General features: G+C 72.4%; 10 protein-coding genes. 2 read left to right on the plus strand and 8 right to left on the minus strand.

Annotated features, from left to right (window positions below):
- Positions 1-127: 127 nt before the first annotated feature.
- The 7 genes from ABZX10_RS08005 to ABZX10_RS08035 all read right to left on the minus strand — a co-directional run bounded on the left by ABZX10_RS08005 (position 128) and on the right by ABZX10_RS08035 (position 8,972).
- Positions 128-1,387 carry a HipA domain-containing protein gene (locus ABZX10_RS08005; RefSeq protein WP_355536940.1) on the minus strand — a complete coding sequence of 420 codons (1,260 nt, stop codon included), beginning with the start codon at positions 1,385-1,387 and terminating at the stop codon, positions 128-130.
- A complete protein-coding gene (locus ABZX10_RS08010; RefSeq protein ID WP_355536943.1) occupies positions 1,368-1,718 on the minus strand; it encodes a helix-turn-helix transcriptional regulator in 351 nt (116 codons plus the stop codon). The genes ABZX10_RS08005 and ABZX10_RS08010 overlap by 20 nt, the downstream gene beginning before the upstream one ends.
- 87 nt (positions 1,719-1,805) lie before the next feature.
- The gene (locus ABZX10_RS08015; protein WP_355536946.1) at positions 1,806-2,948 is read right to left on the minus strand and encodes a VWA domain-containing protein; all 1,143 of its coding nucleotides are present in this window, start codon (positions 2,946-2,948) and stop codon (positions 1,806-1,808) included.
- On the minus strand, positions 2,945-5,185 hold the full coding sequence (locus ABZX10_RS08020; protein ID WP_355536949.1) for a DUF5682 family protein: 2,241 nt from the start codon (positions 5,183-5,185) through the stop codon (positions 2,945-2,947). Before ABZX10_RS08020 ends, ABZX10_RS08015 begins: the two co-directional genes overlap by 4 nt.
- 3 nt (positions 5,186-5,188) lie before the next feature.
- Positions 5,189-6,292 carry an AAA family ATPase gene (locus ABZX10_RS08025; RefSeq protein WP_355536952.1) on the minus strand — a complete coding sequence of 368 codons (1,104 nt, stop codon included), beginning with the start codon at positions 6,290-6,292 and terminating at the stop codon, positions 5,189-5,191.
- Complete coding sequence (locus ABZX10_RS08030; protein ID WP_355536955.1) at positions 6,289-7,686, minus strand: DUF5691 domain-containing protein; 1,398 nt, start codon at positions 7,684-7,686, stop codon at positions 6,289-6,291. The genes ABZX10_RS08025 and ABZX10_RS08030 overlap by 4 nt, the downstream gene beginning before the upstream one ends.
- Positions 7,683-8,972 carry an SWIM zinc finger family protein gene (locus ABZX10_RS08035; RefSeq protein ID WP_355536958.1) on the minus strand — a complete coding sequence of 430 codons (1,290 nt, stop codon included), beginning with the start codon at positions 8,970-8,972 and terminating at the stop codon, positions 7,683-7,685. Before ABZX10_RS08035 ends, ABZX10_RS08030 begins: the two co-directional genes overlap by 4 nt.
- A gap of 147 nt (positions 8,973-9,119) precedes the next feature.
- Here ABZX10_RS08035 and ABZX10_RS08040 point away from each other — a divergent pair, with 147 nt between their 5' ends.
- Together ABZX10_RS08040 and ABZX10_RS08045 are read left to right on the plus strand one after the other, a co-directional pair.
- Positions 9,120-9,884, plus strand: a complete 765-nt coding sequence (locus ABZX10_RS08040; RefSeq protein WP_355536961.1) for a YdcF family protein — start codon at positions 9,120-9,122, stop codon at positions 9,882-9,884.
- Positions 9,885-9,949: 65 nt separating this feature from the next.
- Positions 9,950-10,771 (plus strand): VOC family protein, encoded by an 822-nt coding sequence (locus tag ABZX10_RS08045; protein ID WP_355536964.1) that lies wholly within the window; start codon positions 9,950-9,952, stop codon positions 10,769-10,771.
- A 49-nt stretch (positions 10,772-10,820) separates the two neighbouring features.
- On the opposite strand, the gene ABZX10_RS08050 is transcribed toward ABZX10_RS08045, so the two are convergent.
- The gene (locus ABZX10_RS08050; RefSeq protein WP_355536967.1) at positions 10,821-11,387 is read right to left on the minus strand and encodes a helix-turn-helix domain-containing protein; all 567 of its coding nucleotides are present in this window, start codon (positions 11,385-11,387) and stop codon (positions 10,821-10,823) included.
- Between the last annotated feature and the right edge of the window lie 52 nt (positions 11,388-11,439).

The following is an 11,439-nucleotide window of genomic DNA, read 5'->3' on the forward strand; positions in this document are numbered from 1 at the left end:
CGGGCGCGCGCCGCAGGTAACCCATCGACAGATTCGGCTGGGCGGCGCTTAGTTGGTTAGTTAGTTAGTTAGGTGGCTTCGTCTCGGCCTTCCTATAGCTGGGGATCGCCCTCCCGCGGGTTCCTGATCAGTAGTTGTAGGTCGCGAACGGATTGAGGATCTGGCGGCGCCACAGCAGGTTCCGCTCTGCTGTTGTGAGCCGCGACAGGTCGGCGACGTCGTCCCAGCCGTGCTGGATGATCGCGATCTGCGCGTCGATGATCGCCCGGGCTTCGTGCACCGTCAGGCCGTAGACCGGGGCGGCGGCCAGGCACGCGGCGAACGAGCTGACGCGGGTCCCGTCCCGGTCGAACGCCATCGCCTGGGCAGACGTCTCGCCGGAGCGGACCTGCGGACAGAGATCGTAGGCCGGGGTGAGGTCCAGAGTCGTGCCGTCCCAGAACGCGGCGTGGTTACGGGCGTGGTCGTCGTTGTTGCCGATCGCGATGTTGAACACGATGCGTTGGAAGAGACGTCGACCGACATCGGAATCACCACCGTCTCGACGCAGCAGGTCCAGGAGGTCCGGGTAGGTCGCGTACCGGCCCTCCATCTCGTCGAGCCCCAGCATCGTCAACGCGGACACGACGATCCGCCGGCCACCGTCGGACGGTCGGTCGAACCGGCGGATGACCAGCACGTCCTTGCCCAGCGAGGCGGTGAGGAACGAGTCGGTCGTGTCGACGCCCACGCGCCGCGCGAACTCCAGCGCGAGCGCCTCCGCGTTCACCACCGGATACGGGTCCGACGAGGAGGAGAACTTCGCAATGTGCCCGACCCCGTCGACGTCGATGAGCGCCTTCGGTCGAGCGCCCCCGATGGACGTACCTCGCACGAGCGCGGCCGCCATCTCGGCGGGGAGGTCGCGACCCGCTTGCAGGGCATCAGCGGCGGTGTGGAGCTCGTCAAGCGTCGCCGCGGTACCACGCGGGACGTACACCTGCGCGCTCTCCTGGAAATCGAGGCCGCCGATGCGATTCGAGCCGGACTCGAGGAAGTACGTGATCTGGTCGAGATCTCCCGGATCGGCGTCCCTGCCGCGCGCACCGTGCAGTCGCTCGAGGATCACCCGCTGGCCCCAGGAGTCCGGTCCCGCGTCGCGCAGAACGGACGCGATCGGCAAGTTTGATCGCGGCGCCTGCCATCCGGAGCGAAGGGGCAGTTCTGCGGGATAGAGGCTGATCGCATCCGCGCGAGCGAGGTAGCTCCGGCCGTAGCCGAACTCGAAGCGTTGTCCCTTGTCCTCCCGACGGACTCGCCCCGCGACGACCGGTTCCGATTGTCCGGGGAGCCACACCCACACGAAAGCGCTGCGCGGGCCCGTGGCGTCAGAAGTCGAGATCGTCATCGCGGGAATCCGTTGTCGATCGTGGCTGATACTCACGGGACGGCAGCAGGGCGACCCGTTCCTCGCCGCGCCGACGCAGCTGGGCGAGCTCGTCGTCCGTCGCGCCGAAGAGCGGCACGCCGACGAGGGATGCCGCGCTCAGCACCGTGCCGATCGCGGTGCCGGGCGCACCTCGCTCGATCGCCGTGACCGTGCGCGGCCCGACCCCGAGCCGGTCGCCGAGGTCCGCGGCGGTCCAGTTCTTCGCGTGCCGGCCGATGCGGATCTGGGACCCGAGCAGTGTGAGTGCGTCCGATGCGACGCGGGTGGGGGATACGGGACGCTTCGCCATCTCCACCTCCGTTTAAGGGTATCTACATCAATTCTACCGCAGATTTATAGTAGATCCTGCGGATCGCGGGCGGCGCGTGTGCCGAGCTCAGTCGCTCATCCCGCGCTTGCTGAGTTCGTTCCGATCGGCCCAGCGGATGATGTCGCCGCGATTCAGGGCGACGGCCAACAGATCCGGGAAGGCGTCGGGGGTGCAGGCGAAGGCGGGGATCCCCATGTCGGACAACGCCGCCGCGATCTCCCGGTCGAAGCTGGGCGCGCCCTCGTCGGACAGCGCCAGCAGCACCACCACCTGCACACCGGCGGCCTGCATCTGCGCGACCCGGGCCAGCATCTCCTCCCGCACGCCGCCCTCGTAGAGGTCGGAGATGAGCACGAAGATGCTCTCCTGCGGCCGGGTGATCAGACCCTGGCAGTAGGCGATCGCGCGGTTGATGTCGGTGCCGCCGCCGAGCTGGGTGCCGAACAGGACGTCGACGGGATCGTCGAGTTGGTCGGTGAGGTCGACGACCTCGGTATCGAAGACCACGAGCGACGTGCGCACCGACCGCATCGACGCGAGCACCGCGCCGAACACGGCGGAGTACACGACCGACGCGGCCATCGAGCCCGACTGGTCGATCGCGAGCACGATGTCCTTCGACACGGCCTGCGATCGCCGGCCGTAGCCGACGAGCCGCTCGGGCACGACGGTCCGCTGTTCCGGCAGGTAGTTCTTGAGGTTCGCGGCGATCGTCCGGTTCCAGTCGACATCGCGCAGACGCGGCCGGTGGGTGCGCGCCGCCCGGTTCAGGGCGCCGCCGACGGTGGCGCGGGTCCGGTCGGCGATCCGCCTCTCGACCTCCTCGACCACCTTGCGCACCACGGCGCGGGCCGTCGCCTTCGAGGTCTCCGGGATCGCGCGGCCCAGCGTGATGAGGGTGGTGACGAGGTCGATGTTCGGCTCCACGGCCTCCATCAGCTCGGGCTCGAGCAGCAGCTGATGCAGGCCCAGCCGCTCGACCGCGTCGTGCTGGACGACCTGCACCACCGTCGAGGGGAAGTACTCCCGGATGTCGCCGAGCCAGCGCACGACGGACGGCGCGGAGGCACCGAGACCGCCGCGGCGGCCGTCGTTGTCGTAGAGCGCGCCGAGCGCCTTGTCGATCCGTGCATCCGTCCCGGACGGCGCGGGCAGCCCGGACGCGGACGCGCCGAGCAACAGCCGCCACCGCCGTTCCCGTTCGTTCACGCGGACACCTCCGTCAGTCCCAGGAGCATCGCGGCGGTCGCGACGGCCGGCCCGGCCAGTCCGGGATCGAGCGTCGCGGTGTCGGGGTCGACGGTGCCCGGTCCGTCCCCGAGCCGTACGACGCGATCGCCGATGTTGCGCCGCACGCCGGCGTCGAAGTCGCCGAAGGTCCGCCGCAGCAGGGGCAGCACGTCGACGAACTCCTGCTCGCCGAGTGCGAGCAGCCAGCCGTCGAGCACGCCGAGGAGCGCCGGATCGTGCACGAGGACGATGCCGCTGCCGCCGAGGAAGCCGGAGATCCAGGCGGCCTTGGCCGTCGTGTCCGCGCCCGCGGACAGCGCCCGGTGCAGGCGCAGTGCAGCGTCCTCGCCGGCGACCGCGCCGGCGTCGAGCAAGAGCCGCGTCACGCGTCCCACCACGGAGCCGTGGACGTCGGGGCGGTCGGCGACGGTGCGCAGCGCCGTGTACCAGCGGTCCCGATCGGCGTCGCCGAGGAGCCCGATCACCTCCTCCACCTGATCCACCCGTCCCGCCAGGACACCGGCCGCCTCGTCGCCGAGGCCCGTGACCGCGGACGGCAGGCCCACGCAGGCCCGGAGCAGCAGACCGGACGAGACCTCGGCGAGCGCAGCGGTGTCGGTGCCGCGGACATCGCCGTAGCGCTGGTTCCGGCCGAGCGCGGGCAGCGCGGCCAGCAGCGCGTCGACGTCGTGCGCCACGGCCGCGCGGTCCGAGATCGCGCGGAGCAGGCGGGTGACGGCCGGCGGGAGGTCCGCCACGAGCGCGACCTCCAGTGCGCCCGTCACCTCGGCGAGCGTCGTCGCCTCTTCCGCCAGCGCCTCGAGGCGCCGGACAGCGGCGTCGGGCACCGTCGTGCCCCAGATGGACGCGACCACCACGTCGACGGCGAGCTCGGGCCGCCATTGCAGCGCCCAGCCCTCCTTGAAGGTGCCTTTGCCGGTGGTCTCGGCCGGATCGCCCCACTCGATCCCGAGGATGCGGAGGCGGTGCAGCAGCTGGGATTTCGCCACGTCGTTCGGCTTACGGAGGTCGAGCACGAGCTGCTTGACCGCGGCGTCCGGCTTGAGTCGCAGGGTCCGCGCGGTCGCGTCCAGGTCGGCCTGGAGGGGCACGACGGGCAGGTGCTGCGGCACCGCGCCCAGCCGTTCGCCGACGACGATCCGCTCGCGGACCAACTCGGCGAGGGACGGCGCACCGTCGCAGAGGACCGCGAGAACGGCCTCGTCGACCTCGGCCAGGCCCGCGAGCGGCCGGCGGCGCAGCGCTGCGAGCGTCTCGGCGAGCCGGACGCCCTCGATGATGTGCGCGGACGAGACGGGCACGTCCTCCGCACGAAGGAGTTCCGCGACGAGCGTGAGCCATCGGACGACGACCTCGTCGGGCTCGGTGGCGAACAGGTGGTGGTACCAGCCCGGGGACGTGACGCCGGCGCCGTAGCCGGACGCGGTGGCCAGGCGCGAGTACGACCACGGCACCCACGCGGACCGCGCGCGCACCTTGGGCGCCCCGGCGAGGATCCGGTTGTCGGCGGCCGCCGTCGGGAGGGGTCCCGTCAGCGCCGGGACGTGCCACGCGCCGCACACCACCACGACCGTGCGCACCCCGTCGCGTTTGAGCGCTGCGCGCAGGCACTTGCGCATGAACGCCTCGCGCCGTTGCTCGCGGGTCGGCGCGGCACCGTCGACCGGCACGGCCTCGGCCTGCTCGCGGACCGCACGCATCGCCTCGGCGAGGGACTCGAAAACGTCACCCTCGCCCCGGGACTCGATGACATCGTCCCACCAGCGCTCCGGGTCGTCGTAACCCGCGGCCGCGGCGAGTGCCGCGATCGGATCGGCGCGGAGGCCGTCCTCGAGCGGCGGCTCCGATTCGGCGCGGGCGGCGAGCGACTGCGCGGCCGGCAGATCGCAGAACTCGACGGGAACGTCGTGCCCCACGGCCCAGCGGGCGGCCTGCCACTCCGGCGAGAACACGCCGAAGGGCCAGAACGCGGCCGTCGCGGGATCGTCGGCCACGTACCCCAGCAGCGCCACGGGCGGCACGAGGTCGGGATCGACGACGTGGGCGAGCAGCTCCGACGCGTCGGACGGGCCCTCGATCAGTACCGCATCGGGACGGAGCCGTTCGAGTTCCGCCACGACCGCCCGCGCGGAACCCGGGCCGTGGTGCCGGATCCCGAGGACGTGGACCTGCGCCTCGTGCGCCGCGGAGGCCATGGATCAGTGGGTCTCGCGCGCCGCGCGGTAGAAGTCCGACCAGCCGGGCCGCTCCCGGACGACCGACTCGAGGTACTCGGTCCAGGCGACGGAATCGGCGACCGGATCCTTGACGACGGCGCCCCGGATCGATGCGGCGACGTCGTCCGGCCGGAGGACCCCGTCGCCGAAGTGGGCCGCCATCGCGGTGCCGTGGGTGATGACCGAGATCGCCTCCGCCGTGGAGAGCGTGCCGCTGGGCTGCTTGACCTTCGTCCGGCCGTCCTCGGTGAGCCCGGACCGCAGCTCCCGGAAGACGGTGACGACGCGACGGATCTCGTCCGCCGCGGCGGGGAGCTCGGGGAGGTCGAGCGCGCGGCCGAGGGAGGCGACTCGCTGCGAGACGATCCGCACCTCGTCGTCCGCCGTCGCGGGCAGGGGGAGGACCACGGTGTTGAACCGGCGGCGCAGCGCGGACGACAGCTCGTTGACGCCGCGGTCCCGGTCGTTCGCGGTCGCGATCAGCGAGAACCCCTTGGCCGCCTGCACTTCCATCCCCAACTCCGGAACGGGGAGGGTCTTCTCCGAGAGCACCGTGATGAGCGCGTCCTGCACGTCCGACGGGATGCGGGTGAGTTCCTCGAGGCGCGCGACGCGTCCCTCCGCCATCGCGGTCATGATCGGCGAGGGCACGAGCGCCTCCCGGCTGGGCCCCTCCGCGATGAGACGAGCGTAGTTCCAGCCGTACCGGATCGCCTCCTCCGGCGTGCCCGCCGTGCCCTGGACGAGGAGCGTCGAGTCGCCGCTGATCGCCGCGGCTAGGTGCTCCGACACCCAGGTCTTCGCGGTGCCCGGCACGCCGAGGAGGAGCAGAGCCCGATCGGTGGCCAGCGTCGCGACGGCCACCTCCATCAGCCGCCGGGGTCCGATGTATTTGGGCGTGACGACAGTGCCATCGGGAAGGGTTGTGCCGCAGAGGTAATCGACCACGGCGGACGGCGACAGGCGCCAGTTCGCCGGGCGCGTCGCCGAGTCCTGCGAGGCGAGCGCCGCGAATTCGGCGGCGTACACCTGCTCGGCGTGCGGCCGCAGCAGATCGACGGTGTCGCCGGTGGGGGTGGCGGTCATGGCAGCTCCTGTTCGATGGCGGTGCGCAGGCGGAGGATCTCGGGCAGTGCGGCGAAGTAGCGGGCGCGCACGGACGACGCCGCGGCGAGGATCTGTGCGGCCCGGTCCGGCCACGGTGATGGCGGGCCCACGGGGAGGCGAGCGGCAGCGGCGTCGAGCAGCGCGTCGACGCCCTCGTCGAGCTGCCAATCGGTGCCCTGCGCCGCTTGGTACAGGATCGAGCCCACGCGATCCGCGAGGTCGGGCGGCCACGGGCCGGGGAGCAGTGCGAGAGCGCCGGGTGCGCCCGTCGAGGCAAGGGCGGCGGCCCAGCGCGGGTCGGGGCGCCGCGCGGCGGCCGCGATCCAGCCCGGCAGCAGGTCGTCCCGGTCGTCGCGCGTCGTCACGAGATCCGACGGTGCCGCCCCGAGCAGCTCCTCCCAGTCGGCCAGCGGCAGCGCCGCTGCGACCTGATCGGCCCACTGGCGCCGCCAGGTGCGGCCGATCCCGGATCGATGCCCGACGATGCCGTCCCGCGTGGCCGCCGCGTCGAGACCGTCCGGGGTGCGGACCGTGAGCTTGAGGCCGCCGAGCAGCCCGCGGCTCAACGAGACGTGCTCGCGCGCCCGGTCGCGCATCCGCCGTTGGTACGAGGTGCCGACACCGCCGGCCAGCGCCTCCTGTGCCGCCGCGCGGACCTCGGTGCTCCGATCGTCGAGCGCGCGCTCGAGCAGTGCGTCGTCGCCGGGGCCGGCGGGGATCACCGCCAGCGCGCGCAGCAGCGCGGCACGGCCCGCCGCCCGCGTGTCCTTCCAGGCGGCGTCGACGAGCTCGGTCGCGGCAGCCGGGTCGGTTCGGCGGACGGCACGGACGTAGCGTGCCCGCGCCTCGTCGGAGCCGCTCTCCCAGTCCGCGGGATCGGGTCGGTCCACGTCGAGTCGGGCACCGATCGACGGTGCCGCTGCTGCGAGCCAGGCACCGCGCGGCCCGACGAGGACACCCACGGATGCGGCCGCGCGGGGACGATCGACCGTGAACCGCAGGAGCCGGGGAATGAGTTCGGTCGGCGCGCGCAGCCCGGCCTCGGCGACGCGGCCGAGGCACCAGGTCTCGCTGTCCGGGTAGCGCAACGCGGTGACGACGGTGCCGGCCAGCGCGCGCGGCATCGCCGGACGCGGGTCCTCGTCGGCGGGTGGGAGCGGCTCGAGTCCCCGGATCGGTGCGGCGCCTTCGGCAGCCAGGGCGGTCGCGGTCAGGGCCGCGGTGTGCAGGACCAGGGCGTTCGACGGTGCGTCCGCGGGAACGCGGGCGAGGGCGCCGGCGATCACGGGGTCCGCCCCCGTGCGCTCCGCCCGGCGGGTCCCGGTGCCGAGCAGCGCTGCGGACACCGTGGCCGGCCAGTGCTCGGCGGTCACAGCGCGACCGCCTTGTCGTGCGCCAGAACCGACAGCGGGACGAACGCCGTCGCGTCGAGGAGGCCCGCCACGACCACCTCGGACCCGCCGGAGACGGCGAGCAGCGTCCACCACGCCTCGTCCGTGATCCGCAGCGGGACCGCGAGGCCGTCGCGATCGACCAGGTGCGGGGTATCCGCGTCGGCGGGAGTGCCTGCCAGGAGTACCGGGTGGTCCACGACCCACGGGTCGGCGGCGCACCGTCGGGCACGATCCTCGCGGGCCCGCTCGCAGGTGACCCCGGCCCGAACGATCGCGGGCCGACGGCTCGCCATGTCGCCGGCGATGAGGGCGCGCAGCCCGTCCGGGTGGAAGGCGAGCGGCCCGACCTCCGTGGCGCCCACGGCCGGGCGCCGGGGGAGCGACGGACCGCCGCGGACCTTGAAGTCGAGGATCACGGCCCACCGGCCGGTCTCCTCGCCGTGCAACCAGGTCCGCCGGGTGGTGACGTTCTCCTCGACGGTCTCGGTGCGCCCCAACGCCGTCCAGGAGTCGTGGATGGCGGGCCCGGCCAGGACGTCGGCCGAGGCCACGGGGTACCCGACATGGCGCCGGACGGTGGCGGCGATCTCCTCGGGGAGCGAGTCCAAGCGCGAGTGAGCCTCGGTGAGCATCCAGAGCAGCCCGAACTCCCGCAGGAGCCGGTCCGGCCAGCCCGCGCCGACGACGGTCTGCGGCAGCCGCCGCACCCGGGCGGCCAGCCCGGGGGCCTTGGCGTCGACGAGGCGGCGGGCCAGGGGATCCACGCGCGCATACGCGTCGCCGTCCATGCCCGAGAGCCCGCCGTGCACCTGGTCGAGCAGCCACATCCGCAGTTCCGCGATGCCACCCGCGACGGCCTCGGTGCGCTGGGCGGCCGTGCGGGCGGCGCGCTCGGGATCCTTGGGAGCGGCTGCGCGTTCGACGGCCTGCTCGCGGCGCCTACCGCGGGATTCGAGCCACACCGCGGCGAAGTCCGCGGGCTCCTGCGCGTCGGGTACGCCACCGCCGGACCAGAGCAACAGGAGACCGAGGGCGTGTTTGCACGGGAACTTGCGCGACGGGCACGAGCACGTGTATGCGGGTTCCGCGAGCTCGACGACGGTCTGATACGGCCGCTTGCCGCTGCCCTGGCACTGGCCCCACACCGCGGTCGGCGTGGTTCCGACTTCCGACCAGGGCGCGGGTGCGCTCAGCTTCTCGCCGGCCCGAGCCGACGAGACATCCGGCGCGAGCTCCAGTACCTGCTCGCGCGTCCAACGATCCACCCCCACAGGATTCACTCAAGCACAGATCCGCGGACGGTGCCATGCCATGAGACGCGCGAGAGGTCACAGATCCGCTGTTCACGTGGGCAACACAGACCTCGGTGGTGTACTTTTCCACCTGTAGTCACATTTGTCACGGAGGTCAAGATGCGTGTCTCTGGTTTCATCCGATCGGTTCTGGCGGCGACGGTCGTGGTCGTCGCGATCGCGTCCGTGACGACCGGGCCGGCGGGGGCGGCACCGTCGACCTCGACGGCGTCGACGACGTCCCTGACGGACCAGGCGTTCGAGCGGCAGGCGGCGGGGGACACCGCCGGCGCCCAGACGGCCATCAATCAGATGCCCGTCGACCAAGCGCAGAAGGTCGTCGCCGTCATGACGAACGTGAACAAGGCGCTGACCTTCCCGCTGACCGATCAGGTCCCGGGCGGCGTCGCGGCCGGCACCGTGATCGTGATCCTCGGCTTCGGTCTCGAGGACAACGGCGCGATGCGGCCGATCCTCGTCGAGCGGCTGACGAAGGGGCTCGCGGTCGCCCAGGCGTACCCGGCGTTCCCCATCGTCGTGACGGGCGGCGCCCCGAAGGCGGGTAAGACCGAGGCGGCCGCGATGAAGGAATGGCTGCTCGCGCAGGGCGTGTCCGGCACGCGGATCTACACCGAGGAGGGCGCGGGCTCCACGCAGGCCAACGCGATCAACACGGCGGCGCTCATGCGGCAGAACGGTTTCGGCACCGGCGCGGTGCTCGTGACCTCGGCCGATCACACCCGCCGGTCGGTCGCGGACTTCCTCGTCGCCGGCATCACGCTGCAGGCCGTCGTCGCCTCGGACGCCAAGATCCAGTCCGCGCCGATGTCTGCGAGCGGCGTCGCGGCCGTCTACCGGGACGCGCGGGGCGTGGCCAAGATCTGATGCGCGCGGGGCGGGGCCGGCCCGAGGTCTGGAACTTGTCGGTCCCGTGTGCGAGCGTTGACCCCATGACCGAGTACACGGCGCCGGTGGGCGCACCCGTCTGGATCGACCTGTCGAGTAACGATGTCGAGAAGTCCGTGGATTTCTATCGCGCCGTGTTCGGATGGGAGGCCGACCCACCGGCACCCGAGTTCGGCGGCTACCGGAACTTCCGCGTGAACGGCGCGATGGTCGCGGGCCTCATGGCCGCCCAGCAGGAGGGCATGCCGGACATGTGGTCGGTGTACCTGCGCACTGACGACGCCGATGCCTCGCTCGCCGCGGCCGGTTCCGCCGGGGGCACGGTGGTCGTGCCCGTCGCCGATGTGGGAGACCTCGGTCGGTTCGGATTCTTCATCGACCCGGCCGGCGCGGCGATCGGCGTATGGCAGCCCGGTACGCACGCCGGCTTCGCCGAACGGGGCGTGCCGGGCACGCCCTACTGGTTCGACTGCATGAGCGCGGACTACGCGGCGTCCTCGGCGTTCTACCGCACCGTGTTCGGCTGGGACTACGAGGAGGTGGGCACCGGCGGCGACCCCGACGCGATCGGTCCGGACCGGTACAGCCAGGTCATGGTCGCCGGTCCCGACGGTGCCGCCCAGGGCGTCGCGGGGATCATGGACGCGAAGCCGCTGTTCGACTCGGGTGCCTTCGGCGCGGGGATGTCGTCGTTCTGGCAGGTGTACATCACCGTGGACGATGTGGCCGCCGCAGGCGAGCGGATCACCGCTGCGGGCGGCACCGTCGTCCAGCCGGGCGAGGTGACGCCGTGGGGCACCCTGGCCGCGGCACGCGACGCGAACGGTGGCTTCTTCTGCTACGCCACCCCGCCCGCGGGGATGTGAGCGTCCCGCGCACAGGACTGTGAGCGTCCCGCTGGCTGGGAGGTGGCCGCTACTCGCGGCGCCGCACGCTCTCCTCAACGAGGTCGAGTACGGCCTCGAGGCCCACCGTCGGGCGGCCGGACGCGAGGTGGGTGACCAGGCCGTCGAGGACGAGGTCGAGGTAGGCGAGGATCACGTCGGTCGGGAGGTCGTCGCGCAGCCTGCCGCGCTGCTTCTGCCGCTCCAGGCGGCGCAGCGTGGCGTCGGTCAGCTCGGCGCTCCGCTCGGTCCACTCGGCGCGGAAGTCGTTGTCGTTCTTGAGCCGCCGCGCGATCTCGAGTCGAGTCCCGAGCCAGTCGAAACGCTCGGGGTGGACCAGCATGTCGCGCATGACCTGGACCAGGCCCTGTTCGGCCGCGATGTCGGCCATCCGCTCCGCGTCCTCGCGGGCCAGCGCCAGGAACAGCGCGTCCTTGTCGCGGAAATGATGGAAGATCGCGCCCCGCGACAGTCCTGTGGCGGCCTCGAGGCGGCGCACTGTGGCACCGTCGTAGCCGTACTCCGCGAAGCAGGTCCGCGCACCGTCGAGGATCTGACGGCGGCGCGCGGCGAGGTGGTCATCGCTCACCTTGGGCATGTGGACGCTCCTGATGGAACGGGGACGGCGGGCCCGGCCGCAGGGGCCGGAC

This window comes from Tsukamurella sp. NPDC003166, assembly GCF_040611135.1.
Lineage (GTDB): Bacteria > Actinomycetota > Actinomycetes > Mycobacteriales > Mycobacteriaceae > Tsukamurella.